Genomic DNA, 18289 nt, shown 5'->3' with positions numbered 1-18289 from the left:
TTACTCCCGCTCTTACTCCCAAAGCCCCATTAGCAAGCCACCTACCTATTCGATTGCCTTGATAGCATCTGTCGGTATGATGCTTTGGATGTTGTCCATCATTATGCCCCTTTACCATGAGCTTCTATGACTCAATCTAAAACACCTTTCATTGTGGTGCTGAGCTTGGCAATGACCATGATGCTGGGCCCGTTTTCCATGGATACGTACCTGCCAGCCTTTCCGATTATCGGTGAATCACTGGAGGTTTCTCAGCAGGCGGTGTCACTGAGTGTTTCGGTGTATGTCTTCGCGATGGCGTTTGGTCAGTTAATCGGCGGTGCGCTTTCAGACCGTTTCGGGCGCCAGCGGGTGCTGATGAGTGGGCTGGCGATTTTTGCGCTCTCAAGCATTGTGATTGGTATGGCGGATTCCTTAAATACGCTGCTCTGGGGGCGTGCAGTGCAGGCCCTTGGTGCTGGTTTTACCCTTGTATCTGTACCGGCGCTGGTGCGTGACCGGGTAGCGGGCCGTGATGCCGCGAAACTGTTTTCGATGATGGGCTTTATCATGGTACTGGCGCCAGGTATTGCGCCAAGCGTAGGCAGCGTGATTCTGACGCTAGGCTCCTGGCACACTATCTTTTTCGCCTTGGCGGTCTACGCGTTGCTGCTGGTGCCATTGCTGGTACGGGTACTCTTTACCGGTACGGGCAAGGTGTCTCGCATGAAAAGCCCTAAGATGAGCTTGCTGGCGCGTTATAAATTGGTTCTGTCGACAAAGCCGGCTCTGCCGTTCATCGTTTGGCAGGCTGCCTCATTTTCTACTCTGATGATGTTTATCACCTATGCCTCATTTATTTATCAGGGGCATTTCGGCCAGTCGCCTTCGGCGTTTTCGATGCTGTTTGCAGCGAATATCGTCGCGATGCTTATCTTCAATATTCTCAATCGAATCCTGCTTTCCAGGTTGACGTCGCTGCGTATTTTGCAGTTGGCAACGGGCTGTCAGGGTATCGGCATACTGCTGCTGGTGATGGCTGCCTTTATGGAGTGGCCGCTGTACGCTTTCCTACCCGCCATGATGTTGACCATCGGCTCGATAGGGGCGATCTCGCCGAATATCCAGGCCTGCTTTTTGGAGTTCTTTCCCACCAGTGGCGGGACGGCCGCAGCACTTTTGGGTGCTGCCCAGTTCGGGGTCGCCGGGCTGCTCAGCGCACTGTCCGCTATGTTGCCGCATACGCTTGAAGCGGTCATTCTAGCCATGGCCGCCTGTGGGCTGGTGGCGTATGTGATGCTTGCCCGTTCTATTATTAAAGGGCGTGCCACTGCTGAGGCGCCCTAGGTCAGGCGGCGCGCCCTTGGCAAACGCCTCGTGTTATCCAAAACATAATGACCATGACGTTAGAAAAGGCTGGCTGTAATGAATATAGATCTTTACCAAGTCGATGCGTTTGCCTCTAAACCGTTTGAAGGTAACCCTGCGGCGGTTTGTCCGTTGGAAACGTGGCTAGATGATGGGTTATTGCAGGCGATAGCCACAGAAAACAATCTCTCTGAAACCGCCTTTTTTGTGCCGACTGAATCTGGCTATCAGCTGCGCTGGTTTACCCCTGCGGTAGAAGTGGATTTGTGTGGTCATGCCACGCTGGCGGCGGCGTGGGTGATTTTTAATATGCTGGGCGATAGTGCTGAACTGCTGCAGTTCGAGACCCGCAGCGGCCAGCTTTTAGTGCAGCGTGACGGCGATGAACTGGCAATGAATTTTCCCGCAAAGGTCGTCGAACCCTTCACGATGGAAGCTGAGGTAAAGGCAGCGCTAGGGATTAACGAGATCGAAGAACTGCTGATATCTGACGATATCGTGGTGGTGGTTAACGATGCGCAGTTGATTGAATCGCTAACGCCGGATATGCAGCAATTGAAGCGCCTTCCAGGCCGCGGCATTGTCGTTACTGCGAAAGGCAGCGATGTAGACGTTGTCTCCCGCTGGTTCGGCCCCAACGTAGGTGTGGAAGAAGATCCTGTTACTGGCTCGGCGCATACCTCGCTTGCGCCTTATTGGGCGAAACGGCTGGGTAAGCAGCAGCTTACCGCACGCCAGGGTGGTGCCCGCAAAGGTGCGCTGAGCTGCGAGATAGAAGGCGACCGCGTCATTATCAAAGGCCGCGTTGCGCCTTACTTGAAAGGGGTGATTACGCTGCCACCACAGTGACGTGGCAGGGTAGGCGTCGTCGGTCATTTGCTAATGGGGATTAGCGGGGTCGTCGGCTGGTATAAAGGTCGCAGGCTCAGCCACGGGAGGTAGCTGCTTGTTTTCCAGGGTAGCCAAGGCAATCTTGTAACAATCCTCAATATGGCTGTTGCCCATGTACTTCATGGCAGTAAAGCTAATAGTGCCAGCCACAGCGCTGCCAATGAAGGGAACAAACTTAGTAACCCCTTTGGCGGCGACCTTAACGCCCATCTTGTTCAGCAGCGTTATAATTAGTTTCTTGGTGATGTATTTTCCGGCTAACTTGCTTCCCGTATTGGAAATGGCGGTCATCACAAAGAGTTTGGTTTCGGTATCCAGGCTTTCGATTTGTTCAGGCGACAACCCAAACTGAGCGTTAATTTTGGGAATTATGCGCATTAAGATAGCTACGTCTGAACCGATATCTAGCCCAGGTATAGGAATGACAGCGGTGCCCGCCGAGATTCCTGCGCTTTTGGTCACCATCGAATAGCATGACTTTTTAATAGCGTCGAGTTCTTCCCTTGTCTCAATCATGCGGCATTCCTTTTTTACGATGCTGATATAACCGTAGCCGACGGCTGCGCGAAATTCGATGTTGTGGGGGATGCTGCCAGGTGAGCCCTTATGCTTTCACTGCCCCACATCCCCGTTCAGTGCAGGCGGGTTGGTGGTCATATAGCGTTTGAATGATCTGGCAGTTGGCAGTTTTTCCGCCTCGGCATTGGTGAACCACTTGGCGCAGTTCGCCTGCCAGGGCTTGTAAAGCGGCGATACGCTCTTCTAAGTGTTCTAGGTGGCGGCTGGCGATATCATCGGCGGCGGTGCAGTCGGTATCAGGGTTGTCGGAAAGCGCCAGCAGTTCCTGAATGCTGTGCAGGTCTAACCCTAGGCTACGACCATGGCGAATGAAGCCAATGCGTTCTAGCGCGGCCTGATCATACAATCGATAGCCTTGTTCTCCCCGCTGTGGCGGTGCCAGTAATCCCAACTTTTCATAATGGCGAATGCTTTCCGGCGAGCATCCGGTTCGGCTGGCAACTTCCCCAATACGATAGTGGCGTTTCATCGGCTTGACCCTGTAACGATGACAGGGTTTAGGCTAGTCGTTACTTTGATAGTTAACAAGCAGGTAACTGACGATGAAGCTGATCAACGAGCTGTTGAGTATTGCCTTAACCGCTGCCCCTTGGCTGTTACTGGGGTTGGTGATTGCGGGGCTGATTAAGGCGTTGATGCCAGAGCATTTGCTACAGCGTTGGATGGGTGGGCGTGGGCTGGGAAGTATTACCCGAGCGGCGGTGATTGGGATTGGGATGCCGTTGCCGCTGTGTTCGTGTGGGGCGATTCCTACCGCGCTGGCGCTGCATCGGGGCGGGGCGGGCCGTGGGCCAACCACGTCTTTTTTGATCAGCACCCCAGGCGTGGGGGTAGATTCAATGCTCATCACCAGTGTGCTGTTAGGCCCCCTAATGGCGCTTGCTCGGGTGCTGGGAGCGTTGGTAACCGCGATAGTGACGGGTATTTTAGTGGGCTTTACCGGCCAAACAGCGCTGCCGAAAAACACCCCTGTTAGCAGCTGCTGTGCATCAAAAGGCTGTGACGCTGACAGCGCCAACGCACATGCCTCTGATTCGACGGGGGTGATCGCAGGGTTGAAGTATGCCTTCAGTGATTTATTGGATGATATCAGTCGCTGGATGTTTGCCGGTTTATTGCTAGCAGGGGTGCTGGTGACCTTTGTGCCGCCAGAAACCCTGGTGGGATTTTCAGGTGGTTTGTGGGCGCTACTCCTTATGGCGGTCATCGGCATTCCTTTGTAGGCGACAACCCATCGAGCGTATATCTAGCCCAGGTATAGGAATGACAGCGGTTTCTGCGCTTTTGGTCACCATCGAATAGCATGACTTTTTAATAGCGTGCTGATATAACCGTAGCCGACGGCTGCGCGAAATTCGATGTTGTGGGGGATGCTGCCAGGTGAGCCCTTATGCTTTCACTGCCCCACATCCCCGTTCAGTGCAGGCGGGTTGGTGGTCATATAGCGTTTGAATGATCTGGCAGTTGGCAGTTTTTCCGCCTCGGCATTGGTGAACCACTTGGCGCAGTTCGCCTGCCAGGGCTTGTAAAGCGGCGATACGCTCTTCTAAGTGTTCTAGGTGGCGGCTGGCGATATCATCGGCGGCGGTGCAGTCGGTATCAGGGTTGTCGGAAAGCGCCAGCAGTTCCTGAATGCTGTGCAGGTCTAACCCTAGGCTACGACCATGGCGAATGAAGCCAATGCGTTCTAGCGCGGCCTGATCATACAATCGATAGCCTTGTTCTCCCCGCTGTGGCGGTGCCAGTAATCCCAACTTTTCATAATGGCGAATGCTTTCCGGCGAGCATCCGGTTCGGCTGGCAACTTCCCCAATACGATAGTGGCGTTTCATCGGCTTGACCCTGTAACGATGACAGGGTTTAGGCTAGTCGTTACTTTGATAGTTAACAAGCAGGTAACTGACGATGAAGCTGATCAACGAGCTGTTGAGTATTGCCTTAACCGCTGCCCCTTGGCTGTTACTGGGGTTGGTGATTGCGGGGCTGATTAAGGCGTTGATGCCAGAGCATTTGCTACAGCGTTGGATGGGTGGGCGTGGGCTGGGAAGTATTACCCGAGCGGCGGTGATTGGGATGCCGTTGCCGCTGTGTTCGTGTGGGGCGATTCCTACCGCGCTGGCGCTGCATCGGGGCGGGGCGGGCCGTGGGCCAACCACGTCTTTTTTGATCAGCACCCCAGGCGTGGGGGTAGATTCAATGCTCATCACCAGTGTGCTGTTAGGCCCCCTAATGGCGCTTGCTCGGGTGCTGGGAGCGTTGGTAACCGCGATAGTGACGGGTATTTTAGTGGGCTTTACCGGCCAAACAGCGCTGCCGAAAAACACCCCTGTTAGCAGCTGCTGTGCATCAAAAGGCTGTGACGCTGACAGCGCCAACGCACATGCCTCTGATTCGACGGGGGTGATCGCAGGGTTGAAGTATGCCTTCAGTGATTTATTGGATGATATCAGTCGCTGGATGTTTGCCGGTTTATTGCTAGCAGGGGTGCTGGTGACCTTTGTGCCGCCAGAAACCCTGGTGGGATTTTCAGGTGGTTTGTGGGCGCTACTCCTTATGGCGGTCATCGGCATTCCTTTGTATATCTGTGCTACCGCAGCCACCCCCGTTGCTGCAGGTTTACTATTGGCGGGCATTTCACCAGGAATGGCGTTAGTCTTTCTGCTTGCTGGCCCTGTAACGAGCCTAGCCACCCTGGCTATTCTGCGGCGTGAGTTTGGCAGCCAAGCGTTAGCGGTTTATCTCGTTAGCATTCTGCTGGTGACGGTGTTGATCGGTTGGGTGTTTGATCAAGGACTGGCGATGACAGGGTGGGACCCCGTTCAACAGGCGAGCCAAGTTCAGGAGCTGCTGCCGGTGTGGCTAGAATGGCTGGCTTTAGCAGCACTGGTAGTATTTGCTATTCGCCCTGTTCGTAAGCGGTTGTTCGGGTTTTAGATCGCTGCATTCACTAATAAGTTTTTTGAAGAAATGATCATAAATAGAGCTGAGCTTTACCGGTAGTTAGCCTTAGAAACGCACCTGCGGCAGGGGTTGTCGACCATTAATAGAGTCGTCTGCGTACTGATTTTGCTGGCATCGCTGGTGGCTATTTTGGAAACGGAGCCAATGCTGCGGGCGCTTTCACCTCGCCTTTTTCCTACCCTAGAAACCGTGTTTGTGGTGATCTTTATCGGCGAGTATTTACTGCGTCTGTATGTTGTCGGTGAAGATCCTCGTTACCGCGGGATAAAAGGCCGGTTGCGCTATGTATTTTCGTTTTGGGCCATGGTGGATTTACTGGCGATTTTGCCGTATTTCCTGGGGTTTATGGTTCAAAACAACGGCTTCTTACTACGTATGTTGCGTTTGGCGCTAATGTTGCGACTAACCCGTTTAGGCCGATTCAGCCAGGCTTGGGTAGCGCTGGCAGAGGCGCTGAAATCTCGTTCTCATGAGCTGTGGTTGAGTGCGGGTCTAGCGATGCTATTGCTGTTACTTTCCTCTTTCTGCCTGTATTTAGCAGAAGCCCCTGCCCAACCGGAAGTGTTTGGCAGCTTGCCCCGTGTGCTGTGGTGGAGTGTTACTACGCTGACGACGGTGGGGTATGGCGATATGGTTCCTATCACTGGGTTAGGTAAGTTTTTTGCGGGATTAACGGCGGTGGCGGGCATCGGGATTATCGCGATGCCCACGGGGATTTTGGCGGCGGTATTAAGTGATGCGTTTCAGAAAAATCGCTAGTCTCCGGTGGGAAGTCATCCGCTGAGGCTTTTAGGTGCTATTCCCACGACGAGCGGGGCGTCATGTCGTGGAAAACGTGTTACTAAAACATCCAGGTTGCGCCTAGTAGTGGGCCACTCATCGACACATCAACGCGGGTGCCGTTTTCATCGCGGTCTACTGCTAAGTGCCGAAAGCCTGCTGAAAGGTGAAAAGCATCATTTACCTGGTAGTTCGCCGTGGCGACCGCTTGCCATGTGCTACTGGCATCTATGCCGAAGCCGCCCCCATCAACATGCACTAACGTTGACCACTTAGGTGTCCACGTTGAGCGCAGCCGGGCGGCTAAAAGTGGATCGACCCAGCGTTCCGTGTGACTGGCGCTAATGCCTAAGGCGGGCACGCTCACATCAGCTTCTATTCGCCAAGCCCGTGCACCCGCTAATAGATCTAGGTATTGGGTCGGGGTGTTGAGCACTTGATAGCCTGCTGCTGCGGTTATCGAACGCTGACGTAGGTTGCCTTCTATCGCAACGCCGGGCTGCAACGTGCTCTCATGGCTCAGTGATGCCCAGGTAATATCTCCAAACAAAACCCAGCGGTCTTTACGGGCGCTACCGGCCATAAAAAAAGCACCTTCTAGGTCACTCAATACATCACTAAAAGAGCGTGAGGTGCTGATGGTTGGGGCGTTGGAGAGTGGCCGGACATCGCCAGCCAGCGCTGTCATCCACACATAGGGGGTTAGCTGGAAACGCCAAGAGTCGTCTTGTGCGTGGGTGTTGGCGGCGAAGCCAGCAGCCATAAAGCCAACTGAGGCAATAAGTAAGCGGGCGTTGGGCATCGTCATTGTCCTAATGAGAGTGTCCTAATGAGAGTGTCCTAATGAGAGTGTCCTAATGAGAGTGTCTTAATGTTAGCCGTGCCGTTTAACTTTTACCGAGATATGTTCACCGACTCAATCGGTAGCGCAGTTTTGGTAGTGTGCGAGCGACGGGCGGCAGGCGGGTTGCCATGACTAATGCGGCAATGGCGGCATACATGGCCCACTCTTGCATGTCGGCACGTACTACCCAGAAAAAGTGCAGTAACACCAAGCCTAAAATGACATAAGAAAATTTGTGTAGCGGTTTCCAGCGTTTGCCTAAGCGGCGAATTGACCAGCGGTTAGAGGTAGCACCTAATACGGCAAGGCCGATCAGTGCGATCATGCCAACAATGATATAGGGCCGTTTGATCAACTCGCTACCTAGTAGTGCCCAGTTAAGCCCCAGAATAAACAGCGCGTAGCTGAGCATATGCAGGGTGGCATAGGCGAGTGTCCACAGACCAAGTTGACGGCGGATCAATGCAAAGCCTTTCCAGCGGGTGAACTTAGTGAGCGGCGTAAGACTCAGCGTGAGGAGCAGCATACATAGCCCGCCAATGCCGATGTTCAGCAGCAGGTAATTCCCTGGCTCGGGGCCAGCGGCGTTACTGGCTACCTGCCAGCCCCAGAACACCAGCGGCGCGAGCGCCGCCAGGAAAACGCCTATCCGCCACAGTAACCATACCCGTGGTGCTGCCATTAGTAGTGCTTCCTTAAATCCATGCCAGCATAGAGCTCGGCGACCTCGTCGGCATAGCCGTTAAACATCTGCGTATCAATGGTATTAGAATTAAACAGGCTGTTGGGTAGACGTCGCTCGGTGGCTTGGCTCCAACGCGGATGGTCAACTTCTGGGTTAACATTGGCATAAAAGCCGTACTCATCAGCGGCGATTTGCTGCCAGGAGTTGACCGGCTGCTCTTCCACCAGTGAGATACGCACAATGGATTTAATGCTCTTGAAGCCATATTTCCAAGGCACTACCAGCCGCAAGGGCGCGCCGTTCTGGTTGGGCAATTCACGGCCATACATGCCCATGGCGAGCAGTGTCAGCGGATTCATGGCCTCATCTAAGCGCAAACCTTCCACGTAAGGCCAATCGATGATCGAGAATGAAGAGCGTTGGCCACGCATTTGCTCTGGGTCGACTAGGGTTTCAAAGCGCACGTACTTGGCTTTGCTGGTGGGGTCGGCACGTCGAATTACCTCCGCAAGGGGGATGCCAAGCCAGGGAATCACCATTGACCACGCCTCTACGCAGCGCAAACGGTAAATACGCTCTTCAAACTGCGAAGGCTTAGCGAAGTCTTCTAGGGCAAAGCGCCCGCCGTTATTCACTTCACCGTCGACTACCACGCTCCATGGCTGGGTTTCCAGGCTGCCTGCATGGCGGGCAGGGTCGCGTTTATCGGTGCCAAACTCAAAAAAGTTGTTGTAGCCGCTGGCATCGTCAAAAGGGGCGATTTTATCTTTATCAGGGTCGTTTGGGGTGATAGCTCGCCACTGGGTGTCGCTAATTTTCTCCCTCAGCCAGACTGGAGCATCGCCTTCCGGCACATCAGAATAATCTTCGTTGGCGCGGACGTGGCCGGAGAGGGCAAGCCCCGCGCCTAGACCCGCCATGCCGCCCATAAAGCGCCGTCGGGAGAGGTAAATAGATTCCGGTGTTACATCGGATTCGTGTAAATCACTCGGTTTGGCAATCTTTATAAGCATGTGGTGTCTCCACTCGCTATGGGGAAGGGGTGTGATGACTCTAGCCAGTTTGCACCAGATTTATCACAACCAGCTCTCTAGGTTATTACGTATTTATAACGTTAGAGTGCGAGGGGCGGTGGGTAACCGTATGCAGAAGGATGCACCGCCAGTGTCCAGGTTCTCGACACTGATATCACCGCCCTGAAGCGTCATGATTCTGCGCGCAATGGCCAGCCCTAATCCTGCATGGCCAGCGCCATCAGAGGTCTCACCACGATAAAACGGGTCAAAGATATGCGGCAGGTCCTGTTCCGAGATGCCTGAGCCGCTGTCTTGTACGCAAACCTGTGGTTTGCCGTCCGTTTGACTAAGCACAACGTCGATGTTGCCGCCAGCGGGGCTGTAGGCAATGGCGTTGCTGATCAAGTTGTCGAGTACGCGTTCGGTCATAGCAAGATCGGCGTAGGCTCTGGGTAACGCTGGATTACCGCTCAACGTTAGCGCTAATTGGTTGTCTCGTGCAGTTTGATCGTGCTTCTGCACTACGTCATGTACCAGTTCTGCTAGCGGGAAGGGTTCAGGTACTGGCTGTTTCTCTCTTGCCTCAAGGGCGGCAAGCTCGAAGAGCTCATCCACTAAGCGGCTTAACCGACGGCCTTCTTTGAGGGCAATGTCGAGAAAGCGATCCTGTTCTTGGGGGCTGAGACGATCACGCCTTAATTTCAGGCTTTCGATATAGCCTTGCATGGAGGCAAGCGGGGTTCGCAGGTCGTGGGATACTTGGGCGATCAAGCGACGGCGTTGGGTATCCTTTTCTGTCAGCTGTTCGATCTGGGTGGCAATTCGATGGGCCATGTCGTCGAAGGTAGCGTCCAAATAATCGATCTCATCGCGCACCACGGACTGTTTGTCGTGCCATCTGCTATTGAGCCGGAGCTGGCTCATGTCGCTGTTCTCAAACGCTTCCACTCGGCGTGTTAATGATCTCAGGCGGCGAGTCAGCAGGCGGAAAATAGTCAGCCCTGCGAGCATCGTCACCGTTAGGCTGACTAGCAACGCCCAGGCGCTCATTTCCAGTAGTTTGCCACCACGGGCCATGGTTTCCGCCGTGTCGTACTCTTCACCCCGTAAAACGACATAGAGGTACCCTTCGGGGTTGTCTGCTGTTGGCACCGGGGTAACGGAAAAGACTTTCTGCCGATCGTGACTGCGGGGGTCATCACCAAGTATCGGATAAAGGCTCATGTCATCCACTAGACTGCGTATGGGAGCCATCGAGACTTGCTTGCGTTTAATCTTCGCTGGGTCTGCTGAATAAGACAGGATGGTGCCATCCAGCCCTAGCAGGTAGATCTCGATGCTGGGATTAATTGCCATGTACAGTGCGAATAGTTCTTCTAGAGCGCTACTATCAAGTTGCCCGTTGCTGACCAGATTTCTGTCTGATACTAGATTTTTGGCTAGATTCTGGTGTAACGCTTGATTGACCGAAGCATTGTATTCGCGCAGCGAATAGAGGCTGATGAAGGTATATAGCAGGCCGACGGCGAGCAATAACAGAAATAAGCCTAAGGCTAGCCGAGTATAGAGTGTTTTCAGCATAACTTATTCGCGGAAGCGATAGCCCACCCCCCAAACGGTTTGGATAAACGCCGGGGCAGCGGGGTCCGCTTCGATCTTGCCCCGTAAGCGATTGATATGGGTATTGACGGTATGTTCGTAACCTTCGTGGCTGTAGCCCCACACGGTATCAAGCAGTTGGGCACGGCTAAATACCCGCCCGGGATGCGTGGCAAAGTGCCATAACAGGTCAAATTCTCGGGCAGTGAGTTCAACAGGCTGGTCTTTTATAAATACCCGCCGACGCAGCGGGTCAATGCGCAGCCTATCGGTGATTAATTCTTGCTGGCTGGGTTCCACGGCTGAGGAAGATGCCATGGCATCTACGCGTCGGAACAAGGCTTTCACCCTTGCCGATAGTTCAGCCACACTGAAGGGCTTGGTGAGGTAATCATCCGCCCCCATTTCCAGGCCTAGAACCCGATCCAGCTCCGTACTTTTAGCGGTTAGCATCAGTACCGGAACGTAACCTGGGCCAGCGCGGATTTCGCGGCAAATTGACAGCCCGTCCAGGCCGGGCAGCATCAGGTCGAGAACCACAAGGTCGATTCCCCCTTCACGAAAACGCGCAAGCCCGGAATCACCGCGCTCGCAAAGAATAGGGTTCATGCCAAGCTCGGCCACATGCATGCGGACGAGCTCACCAATACCCGGGTTATCTTCAATAATCAATACGTTTCGTGTCATAGGTAGTCGCATTATCTTCTTTTGTGCTTTCGCCTTATGGCTCTAGGCGCTTGGGTACTCGTGATATTTTCCTACTCATTGTTCGGAAGATTCGAGACTATCTTCGATGTACACCATTACGGGGGTGTCACGGGGTGATATAGAGTGTATCGCGCAAAGTTCACAAATGTGTCACGGGGACTCTAACGATAGGGCGATGTCTGCATTAACGCCTCCCCTTATTTCAATAAGTGTGTTTCAGCAAGGAGAGCGCCCATGACGACTACACGCCGTAAACTCATGTCGTTGATTGGGCAGGGGGTGATACCTCCTGAACAAGTGCCGTTAGCGGTTAAAGTGGCAGAACTGCATCCGTCGCCCCACGCTTGGGCGCTATTGATTGATCGACTGCTGCTGTGGCTGGGTAGCTTGGCGCTGGCCTGCGCGGTGCTGTTCTTCGTGGCTTTCAATTGGTCGGACATGGGCCGCCTGCCACGCTTTGCATTAGTGCAGGCCGCATTGGTGTTGGCGGCAGGCGTCGCGGTGTGGGGCAGCACAAGCGTAATGCTTTTTCGCGTGGCGTTAACCGCGGCGTTTCTATTGATAGGAGTACTACTAGCGCTGGTGGGCCAGGTTTACCAAACCGGTGCTGACCCATGGCAGTTGTTTTTCATCTGGGCGCTGCTTACCTTGCCGCTGGTGTGGATAGCACGTTTTGATCCACTTTGGGTGGCGTGGCTAGGGCTTTTAAACCTATCAGTGTGGCTATATAGCAGCACCTGGGGCGGTATTTTAGGCAGTGTGTTCTTTACTGATAACGCCGGCTTATGGGGGCTGGCGCTTATCAACTTAGTGGCACAAACAGTGTGGGAGTGGGGCGTGCAGCGGCGTAAATGGTCAGGCCGCTGGGCGATTTGCTTGCTGGCGCTGGGTAGCGGCGTGCCGCTGACGTTATTGATGATGGCGTGGGTGAGCGGGGAAACGCATTCATTGACACCGATTGTGGCGATATACCCCGTTTGGTTGGCAGTGCTATATGGCGTTTATCGCCAGTGGCGGCTTGAACTTTTTATGTTGGCCGGTGGCTGCGTATCGGTGATTGCGGTAGTTACATGGCTGCTCGCACGTTACGTACTATGGGAAAGCCAGTGGAGTGAAGGCAGCTTTCTATTGCTGGCAGGCGCTGTCTTTGCCATGGGGGCGGCAGCGGTGGCGTGGTTAAAACGCTTAAACGCTGAGGAGGCGTTATGAGTCAGCCTAGGAGTACGTTAACGCAGCGATTAACTCGGGCTGGCATTTCACTAAATGAGACTTCATCAACAGCGCCGCTGGAGTCACCCTGGTTTGTGAGGGTTCTGCAGGCGTTTTCCGGCTGGTTAGCAGCGCTATTTCTGTTGGGCCTTATTGCCACGGCAGTAGTGTTTGTACTGGAAAGCACAGGGGCTTCCCTTATTGCAGGCAGCCTGTTGATTGGCGGGGCATTTGCACTACTGTGCTCAGCGCGAAGCGATGTGTTGGAACACATGGCGCTGGCGTTTAGTTTAGCTGGGCAATTATTAGTGGCTTGGCCAGCGGTCGAGATGTGGGGCGTTTCTGCAACTCTATGGTGGGGTTTGCTGGCGCTACAGTGCGCGATGGCGTTGATTATGCCTAGCCAAGTTCACCGCAGTATGTCGGCGTTTTTAGCAAGTTTAGCGTTGACGTTGGCGCTGGCGACCAATGGGTTGGCACCGGTGGCGATTGGCTTAGTGGTGCTGGTGCTGACACTGCTCTGGTTGAATGAGTATCGTTGGCCTAGGCACATAGGCGCTGTTCAGGCATGGGGGGCTGGCCTGTTAGTGGGACTGTTGGTGCTTCAGGGGTTGGCGTACGCTAACCAATTTAACTGGATCTACGATTCAGACGCTCTCTGGCTCGGCCCATGGCTCGGCCCATGGCTCGCCAGCTGGCTGGGCACTGCGTTGGTGGCGTTGGCCTTGGTGAGCGTTATTCATCAGGCATTTTGTCAGCATTCTCAGCCTGCCATTGCACAACGCCTGGCGATTTATGTCGCGGTTGCGCTAGTCGCGGTGGTGACTGTTTATGTGCCAGGGCTTGGCGCTGGAGTGGCGGTGTGCTACTGCTCGGGTTTGCGATAGGCCATCGACCGCTGATGGGAAGCGGTGTGTTGCTGTTACTGATGGCGATTAGCAGTTATTACTATTGGTTGGACGTGACGCTGTTGGTGAAATCACTCATGTTGCTGGCAATGGGGGCGTTTCTGTTAATCATCCGCTGGATATTGAAGCATTGGTTGCTAAACCGGTGGCTAACAGTGCATAAGCCTGCGCCGCTAGGAGATGCTAATGAGCAGTAGCGTTAAGCGAAACCGCTGGATAGTCATTGTTGCCACTGCTGTTGTGCTAGCAGTGGTTAACTGGGCCATTTGGCAAAAAGAGCATCACTTAGCTGAAGGTGAGATTGTTTATTTGGAGCTTGCCCCCGTTGATCCGCGCTCGTTAATGCAGGGCGACTACATGGCGCTCAGCTTTGCGTTGGCTAATCGTATTCGCGTGCAGGCGCAATTGACCGCCACAAAGAGGTGGCTGAAAATCCTATACAAACGGCAGCCAATGACAGCGTGGTAGTTCGTTTGGTCGAGATGTGGGGCGTTTCTGCAACTCTATGGTGGGGTTTGCTGGCGCTACAGTGCGCGATGGCGTTGATTATGCCTAGCCAAGTTCACCGCAGTATGTCGGCGTTTTTAGCAAGTTTAGCGTTGACGTTGGCGCTGGCGACCAATGGGTTGGCACCGGTGGCGATTGGCTTAGTGGTGCTGGTGCTGACACTGCTCTGGTTGAATGAGTATCGTTGGCCTAGGCACATAGGCGCTGTTCAGGCATGGGGGGCTGGCCTGTTAGTGGGACTGTTGGTGCTTCAGGGGTTGGCGTACGCTAACCAATTTAACTGGATCTACGATTCAGACGCTCTCTGGCTCGGCCCATGGCTCGGCCCATGGCTCGCCAGCTGGCTGGGCACTGCGTTGGTGGCGTTGGCCTTGGTGAGCGTTATTCATCAGGCATTTTGTCAGCATTCTCAGCCTGCCATTGCACAACGCCTGGCGATTTATGTCGCGGTTGCGCTAGTCGCGGTGGTGACTGTTTATGTGCCAGGGCTTGGCGCTGGAGTGGCGGTGCTACTGCTCGGGTTTGCGATAGGCCATCGACCGCTGATGGGAAGCGGTGTGTTGCTGTTACTGATGGCGATTAGCAGTTATTACTATTGGTTGGACGTGACGCTGTTGGTGAAATCACTCATGTTGCTGGCAATGGGGGCGTTTCTGTTAATCATCCGCTGGATATTGAAGCATTGGTTGCTAAACCGGTGGCTAACAGTGCATAAGCCTGCGCCGCTAGGAGATGCTAATGAGCAGTAGCGTTAAGCGAAACCGCTGGATAGTCATTGTTGCCACTGCTGTTGTGCTAGCAGTGGTTAACTGGGCCATTTGGCAAAAAGAGCATCACTTAGCTGAAGGTGAGATTGTTTATTTGGAGCTTGCCCCCGTTGATCCGCGCTCGTTAATGCAGGGCGACTACATGGCGCTCAGCTTTGCGTTGGCTAATCGTATTCGCGTGCAGGCGCAATTGACCGCCACAAAGAGGTGGCTGAAAATCCTATACAAACGGCAGCCAATGACAGCGTGGTAGTTCGTTTGGATGAATTCTCCATTGCCCACTTCCAGCGTTTGGATGATGGCTCGCCGCTAGGCGATGACGAAAGGCGTTTACGCTATCGATTGCGTCATGGAGATGTACGTTTTGCTACGGATGCGTTTTTTTTCCAAGAAGGGCACGCCGATCGTTTTGAGTCCGCCCGCTACGGTCAGTTCCGAGCCAACGATCACGGCGAGCTGCTGTTAGTAGCACTGTATGATGAGTCGCTAAATCGCTTAGGAGAGATGGAAAGGTGAGACCTGTATTGGCAAAACATCACCTTTCGCAATTAAAAACACCACCTTTCGCAATGAATAGCGAAGACGATCAGGCTGGCATCTGGCCAAAGCGGCCACGATTAACGTCTTCGATTGCTTCAATAATTTCACGTTCGCTGTTCATGACAAACGGGCCGTGACCAACCACTGGCTCATTAAGCGGTTCTCCGCTTAACAGCAATAGGGTGGCATCACTACTGGCGTCAAGCGTAAAGGTTTCACCATCGCGGGATAGTTGGGCTACTTGTGCTTCGCCCACTGCACCTTCGCCATTGATTTGCAGCGTGCCTTTTAGCACGACCAGCAGGGTTGTCCACCCACTTGGCTGTGTTAGCGTGGTTTTACTGCCCTCTTTTAACTGCACATCCCACACGTTCATCGGCGAAAACGTCTGTGCTGGCCCCGAATGGGCGGCGCGGTTGCCATCAATATAGTTACCGGCGATCACGCGCACGCTACCTGCGTGATCAGGTAATGCTGCTACAGGAATCTGGGCATTAAAAATTGCCTGATAGCCTGGCGTAGCCATTTTGTTTTTGGCAGGCAAGTTTACCCATAGCTGCACCATCTCAAGTGTGCCGCCTTGCTCTGTAAACGCGGGCGAATGAAACTCATCGTGCAGAATGCCCGCTCCCGCCGTCATCCACTGTACGTCGCCTGGGCCAATTACGCCGCCTTTGCCCGTCGAGTCTCGGTGCGCCACTTCCCCTTGGTAGACAATCGTGACCGTTTCAAACCCTCGGTGCGGGTGTTGCCCGACACCGCGTGGCCGCGTGGTGGGAGTAAAGTCGGCGGGGCCAGCATAGTCTAGTAGCAAAAAAGGACTTAACTGCTCGGAACGAGGGCCATAGGAGAACAGCGAACGCGCCGGAAAGCCGTCACCAACCCAATGAGGGTGCGGTGCGTTGGTAACACCTACTAACTTTTTCATTGTTTCTCCTCACAGAGTGCGTTGTTGGTTAATAAGGGTACGCGTTAAGGGAAGCAACTAATATTAGGGGAAGCAACTAATAGATAGTGAATCTGAGACGCAGAGTTGCAGTGCTGGAACACTAGGTGCTTGCTTGATTGAAGAACGTAGTCTGTACTTTGGTCAACCACTGACATGGAGGCACTGTGTTCAACGCAGGGCTGGCGGTTTTTGCGCCAGTTGGTGGCTGGTTGTTTGGCTCACTTATTTTAATGACAAGGTTGGTATGAAAAAAAACAGCTCGTGGCCTGTGTGGGCTGTGCTGGTTGTCACTTTGGTGCTTTCCAGCGTCTGCACAGCGCAAACTCAAGGAGATGAGAGCGAGGATAAGCGATGGTTCGCCATTGATTCGCTTAACACAGGGCTAGGCGATGTGCCTGAGGATGTTGGGCGGATGTCGCCACGGGAAATGGTTCGCAGCTTTTTAGCGTTCACCGAAAGCGAGGATTACGCCGCAGCCGCGCATTTGCTTAACCTCAACGATATTGATCCAGGCGAACAGCAGGCTCAGGGCGCCGAGCTTGCTAAACAATTGTCTGAGGTATTAAAACGTGGTGAGTGGTTGGATGCATCTAATATGTCCGGCCGTCAAGACGCGGTGATAGAAGACCCTTCCGGGCAGAACCCGCAGGCAGGAGAGCCGCAGCGCAATATTGAACTAGCAGCCCTAACCGCAGACGACCAAGCCTACGATGTTCGGCTGGGGCGCTACCGCGTGGGTGAAGAAGATCCAGTGTGGTTAGTCATGCCAGAGAGCGTGACGTTTATTCCGACTCTCTACGAAGAGTACGGACCTTCAATGCTGGAACGCTATATTCCCGAACGATTAAAAGCATCGTTTGGCATGCTAAAAATCTGGGAGTGGTTAGCAATCCCGATTTTTTTAATCGCCATTGGTACGGTGGGAGTGGTCACTTATTACTTCGTTGGGCTAGTAGCTCGCATCCTGCCTTCTGGCGTGTCTACTATTTTTGCCGATCAAATTGGCGTGCCCATGGCGATGATTGTTATGTCGCTGGTAACGCAGATGCTGCTGGACTACGTGGTGTCGTTTTCCGCTATTGCGACGACAACGTTCCGCGTGCTGTTGATCTCTATTATGGCCTGGGGTGCAGGTACTATTGCGTTGCGTTTTGTCGATACGATTATGCTGCGTTTAACGCGACGCTTGGTGGGGGAAATTGATGACACGAAGCCTAAAGATCAGCGACGGCTGCTAACCTCGCTATATGCATTGCGCCGCGCCATTATTCTGATCACTGTAACCGGTGTATCTATCTACATCCTAGGCCAAGTTCAGCTTTTCGAGACTCTTGGCTTGTCTATTCTAGCGTCTGCCAGCGTATTGGCAGTATTAGTGGGTGTGGCGGGGCAAACGGTTCTTGGCAATATTCTTTCCTCGTTTCAGTTATCGCTTGCCAAGCCTATCCGTATCGGCGACTTGGTGGTCTTTGAAGGAGAGTGGTGTTATGTCGAAGGGATCTTTTATACCTATATTCGACTGAGATCATGGGACGAACGACGCTTGATTGTGCCTGTCACCTACTTCACTTCTAAGCCTTTCGATAACTTGTCAGTGAAGAGCACCAAGCTGTACCGATCCTTGGTGCTGACGCTTCACCTAAGTGCTGATATAGGATTGCTAAGAGATAAATTCCTCGAATTTGCCAAAGAGGAGGAGAACGTTGTTGAACACCATAAGCTGCTCTGTTACGTGACGGCACAAACGGGAACGGCCCAAACCATCACCTGCTATTTAATGACATCTGACCCCATGGCAGGCTGGACCGCTGAGATGAACCTGCGCGAGAAGCTGCTAGCCTTTATCCGCGATAACCATCCAGAGTGGTGGCCAAGAGAAATCATGGTTATCAGCCATGAAGATATTGCACGCGGAGAAGGGCACGGTAAGCGTTCGCGGGAAGCGGATAGTTCTGCTGAAAAACCGTCTGAATAATAGACATTAAGCAGCGGCAAGTGC

General features: G+C 53.5%; 22 protein-coding genes. 13 read left to right on the top strand and 9 right to left on the bottom strand.

Features of this window, described 5'->3' with window-relative positions; translation table 11 throughout:
* The first annotated feature begins 126 nt into the window (after positions 1-126).
* Positions 127-1326 carry a multidrug effflux MFS transporter gene (locus M0220_RS03865; RefSeq protein WP_264018741.1) on the top strand — a complete coding sequence of 400 codons (1200 nt, stop codon included), beginning with the start codon at positions 127-129 and terminating at the stop codon, positions 1324-1326.
* A 78-nt stretch (positions 1327-1404) separates the two neighbouring features.
* On the top strand, positions 1405-2196 hold the full coding sequence (locus tag M0220_RS03860) for a PhzF family phenazine biosynthesis protein (protein ID WP_264018740.1): 792 nt from the start codon (positions 1405-1407) through the stop codon (positions 2194-2196).
* Between the two features lie 30 nt (positions 2197-2226).
* Here M0220_RS03860 and M0220_RS03855 read toward each other — a convergent pair whose 3' ends face one another.
* Both M0220_RS03855 and M0220_RS03850 read right to left on the bottom strand, forming a co-directional pair.
* Positions 2227-2754 (bottom strand): hypothetical protein, encoded by a 528-nt coding sequence (locus M0220_RS03855; RefSeq protein WP_030069808.1) that lies wholly within the window; start codon positions 2752-2754, stop codon positions 2227-2229.
* Between the two features lie 88 nt (positions 2755-2842).
* A complete protein-coding gene (locus tag M0220_RS03850) occupies positions 2843-3286 on the bottom strand; it encodes a MerR family transcriptional regulator (RefSeq protein WP_030069810.1) in 444 nt (147 codons plus the stop codon).
* Between the two features lie 73 nt (positions 3287-3359).
* Between M0220_RS03850 and M0220_RS03845 the strand changes: the two genes are divergently transcribed.
* Positions 3360-4040 carry a permease gene (locus M0220_RS03845; RefSeq protein WP_264018739.1) on the top strand — a complete coding sequence of 227 codons (681 nt, stop codon included), beginning with the start codon at positions 3360-3362 and terminating at the stop codon, positions 4038-4040.
* A gap of 165 nt (positions 4041-4205) precedes the next feature.
* Here the strand turns inward: M0220_RS03845 and M0220_RS03840 are convergent, their stop codons facing one another.
* Positions 4206-4649, bottom strand: coding sequence for a MerR family transcriptional regulator (locus tag M0220_RS03840; protein WP_030069810.1), 444 nt, complete (start codon positions 4647-4649; stop codon positions 4206-4208).
* 73 nt (positions 4650-4722) lie between these two features.
* On the opposite strand from M0220_RS03840, the gene M0220_RS03835 reads away from it, so the two are divergent.
* Together M0220_RS03835 and M0220_RS03830 are read left to right on the top strand one after the other, a co-directional pair.
* Positions 4723-5751 carry an SO_0444 family Cu/Zn efflux transporter gene (locus M0220_RS03835; protein WP_264018738.1) on the top strand — a complete coding sequence of 343 codons (1029 nt, stop codon included), beginning with the start codon at positions 4723-4725 and terminating at the stop codon, positions 5749-5751.
* A 96-nt stretch (positions 5752-5847) separates the two neighbouring features.
* Positions 5848-6537, top strand: coding sequence for a potassium channel family protein (locus M0220_RS03830; RefSeq protein ID WP_264018737.1), 690 nt, complete (start codon positions 5848-5850; stop codon positions 6535-6537).
* 82 nt (positions 6538-6619) lie between these two features.
* Here M0220_RS03830 and M0220_RS03825 read toward each other — a convergent pair whose 3' ends face one another.
* The 5 genes from M0220_RS03825 to M0220_RS03805 form a co-directional block, all read right to left on the bottom strand.
* Positions 6620-7360, bottom strand: coding sequence for a hypothetical protein (locus tag M0220_RS03825; RefSeq protein ID WP_030069817.1), 741 nt, complete (start codon positions 7358-7360; stop codon positions 6620-6622).
* A 106-nt stretch (positions 7361-7466) separates the two neighbouring features.
* The gene (msrQ, locus tag M0220_RS03820; RefSeq protein ID WP_030069818.1) at positions 7467-8084 is read right to left on the bottom strand and encodes a protein-methionine-sulfoxide reductase heme-binding subunit MsrQ; all 618 of its coding nucleotides are present in this window, start codon (positions 8082-8084) and stop codon (positions 7467-7469) included.
* Positions 8084-9100 carry a protein-methionine-sulfoxide reductase catalytic subunit MsrP gene (msrP, locus tag M0220_RS03815; RefSeq protein ID WP_264018736.1) on the bottom strand — a complete coding sequence of 339 codons (1017 nt, stop codon included), beginning with the start codon at positions 9098-9100 and terminating at the stop codon, positions 8084-8086. The genes msrQ and msrP overlap by 1 nt, the downstream gene beginning before the upstream one ends.
* Positions 9101-9193: 93 nt before the next feature.
* Positions 9194-10684 (bottom strand): sensor histidine kinase, encoded by a 1491-nt coding sequence (locus M0220_RS03810; RefSeq protein ID WP_264018735.1) that lies wholly within the window; start codon positions 10682-10684, stop codon positions 9194-9196.
* A gap of 3 nt (positions 10685-10687) precedes the next feature.
* Complete coding sequence (locus tag M0220_RS03805; RefSeq protein WP_264018734.1) at positions 10688-11389, bottom strand: response regulator transcription factor; 702 nt, start codon at positions 11387-11389, stop codon at positions 10688-10690.
* A 255-nt stretch (positions 11390-11644) separates the two neighbouring features.
* Here M0220_RS03805 and M0220_RS03800 point away from each other — a divergent pair, with 255 nt between their 5' ends.
* From M0220_RS03800 to M0220_RS03770, 7 genes are read left to right on the top strand one after another with little or no spacing between them, the layout of a single operon-like run.
* Positions 11645-12619 carry a DUF2157 domain-containing protein gene (locus M0220_RS03800; RefSeq protein ID WP_264018733.1) on the top strand — a complete coding sequence of 325 codons (975 nt, stop codon included), beginning with the start codon at positions 11645-11647 and terminating at the stop codon, positions 12617-12619.
* On the top strand, positions 12616-13506 hold the full coding sequence (locus tag M0220_RS03795) for a DUF4401 domain-containing protein (protein ID WP_264018732.1): 891 nt from the start codon (positions 12616-12618) through the stop codon (positions 13504-13506). The genes M0220_RS03800 and M0220_RS03795 overlap by 4 nt, the downstream gene beginning before the upstream one ends.
* Entirely contained in the window at positions 13482-13724 is a 243-nt protein-coding gene (locus M0220_RS03790; protein WP_264018731.1) for a DUF4401 domain-containing protein, read from the top strand. Before M0220_RS03795 ends, M0220_RS03790 begins: the two co-directional genes overlap by 25 nt.
* The gene (locus M0220_RS03785) at positions 13714-13995 is read left to right on the top strand and encodes a GDYXXLXY domain-containing protein (protein WP_264018729.1); all 282 of its coding nucleotides are present in this window, start codon (positions 13714-13716) and stop codon (positions 13993-13995) included. The genes M0220_RS03790 and M0220_RS03785 overlap by 11 nt, the downstream gene beginning before the upstream one ends.
* Positions 13950-14783: a DUF4401 domain-containing protein gene (locus M0220_RS03780; RefSeq protein WP_264018730.1), complete on the top strand. Its 834-nt coding sequence runs from the start codon at positions 13950-13952 to the stop codon at positions 14781-14783. Before M0220_RS03785 ends, M0220_RS03780 begins: the two co-directional genes overlap by 46 nt.
* Positions 14773-15054, top strand: a complete 282-nt coding sequence (locus M0220_RS03775) for a GDYXXLXY domain-containing protein (protein WP_264018729.1) — start codon at positions 14773-14775, stop codon at positions 15052-15054. The genes M0220_RS03780 and M0220_RS03775 overlap by 11 nt, the downstream gene beginning before the upstream one ends.
* A gap of 5 nt (positions 15055-15059) precedes the next feature.
* Complete coding sequence (locus M0220_RS03770; RefSeq protein WP_264018728.1) at positions 15060-15317, top strand: GDYXXLXY domain-containing protein; 258 nt, start codon at positions 15060-15062, stop codon at positions 15315-15317.
* Positions 15318-15387: 70 nt separating this feature from the next.
* Here the strand turns inward: M0220_RS03770 and M0220_RS03765 are convergent, their stop codons facing one another.
* Positions 15388-16269: a pirin family protein gene (locus M0220_RS03765; protein ID WP_030069833.1), complete on the bottom strand. Its 882-nt coding sequence runs from the start codon at positions 16267-16269 to the stop codon at positions 15388-15390.
* A gap of 265 nt (positions 16270-16534) precedes the next feature.
* On the opposite strand from M0220_RS03765, the gene M0220_RS03760 reads away from it, so the two are divergent.
* On the top strand, positions 16535-18265 hold the full coding sequence (locus M0220_RS03760; protein WP_030069835.1) for a mechanosensitive ion channel family protein: 1731 nt from the start codon (positions 16535-16537) through the stop codon (positions 18263-18265).
* Positions 18266-18289: the final 24 nt, after the last annotated feature.

Source organism: Halomonas qinghailakensis (assembly GCF_025820815.1).
In the GTDB taxonomy this organism is placed as follows: domain Bacteria; phylum Pseudomonadota; class Gammaproteobacteria; order Pseudomonadales; family Halomonadaceae; genus Vreelandella; species Vreelandella qaidamensis.
The sequence above is the reverse complement of the archived record's forward strand: the minus strand, read 5'-3'. Positions and strand labels throughout refer to the sequence as shown.

Coding starts and splice junctions, on each gene's coding strand:
- M0220_RS03765 (WP_030069833.1), bottom strand. CDS start 16,269: ATGAAAAAGTTAGTAGGTGTTACCAACGCACCGCACCCTCATTGGGTT.
- M0220_RS03845 (WP_264018739.1), top strand. CDS start 3,360: ATGAAGCTGATCAACGAGCTGTTGAGTATTGCCTTAACCGCTGCCCCT.
- M0220_RS03775 (WP_264018729.1), top strand. CDS start 14,773: ATGAGCAGTAGCGTTAAGCGAAACCGCTGGATAGTCATTGTTGCCACT.
- M0220_RS03860 (WP_264018740.1), top strand. CDS start 1,405: ATGAATATAGATCTTTACCAAGTCGATGCGTTTGCCTCTAAACCGTTT.
- M0220_RS03810 (WP_264018735.1), bottom strand. CDS start 10,684: ATGCTGAAAACACTCTATACTCGGCTAGCCTTAGGCTTATTTCTGTTA.
- M0220_RS03825 (WP_030069817.1), bottom strand. CDS start 7,360: ATGCCCAACGCCCGCTTACTTATTGCCTCAGTTGGCTTTATGGCTGCT.
- M0220_RS03865 (WP_264018741.1), top strand. CDS start 127: ATGACTCAATCTAAAACACCTTTCATTGTGGTGCTGAGCTTGGCAATG.
- M0220_RS03850 (WP_030069810.1), bottom strand. CDS start 3,286: ATGAAACGCCACTATCGTATTGGGGAAGTTGCCAGCCGAACCGGATGC.
- M0220_RS03785 (WP_264018729.1), top strand. CDS start 13,714: ATGAGCAGTAGCGTTAAGCGAAACCGCTGGATAGTCATTGTTGCCACT.
- msrQ (WP_030069818.1), bottom strand. CDS start 8,084: ATGGCAGCACCACGGGTATGGTTACTGTGGCGGATAGGCGTTTTCCTG.
- M0220_RS03855 (WP_030069808.1), bottom strand. CDS start 2,754: ATGATTGAGACAAGGGAAGAACTCGACGCTATTAAAAAGTCATGCTAT.
- msrP (WP_264018736.1), bottom strand. CDS start 9,100: ATGCTTATAAAGATTGCCAAACCGAGTGATTTACACGAATCCGATGTA.
- M0220_RS03840 (WP_030069810.1), bottom strand. CDS start 4,649: ATGAAACGCCACTATCGTATTGGGGAAGTTGCCAGCCGAACCGGATGC.
- M0220_RS03835 (WP_264018738.1), top strand. CDS start 4,723: ATGAAGCTGATCAACGAGCTGTTGAGTATTGCCTTAACCGCTGCCCCT.
- M0220_RS03800 (WP_264018733.1), top strand. CDS start 11,645: ATGACGACTACACGCCGTAAACTCATGTCGTTGATTGGGCAGGGGGTG.
- M0220_RS03805 (WP_264018734.1), bottom strand. CDS start 11,389: ATGACACGAAACGTATTGATTATTGAAGATAACCCGGGTATTGGTGAG.
- M0220_RS03795 (WP_264018732.1), top strand. CDS start 12,616: ATGAGTCAGCCTAGGAGTACGTTAACGCAGCGATTAACTCGGGCTGGC.
- M0220_RS03760 (WP_030069835.1), top strand. CDS start 16,535: ATGAAAAAAAACAGCTCGTGGCCTGTGTGGGCTGTGCTGGTTGTCACT.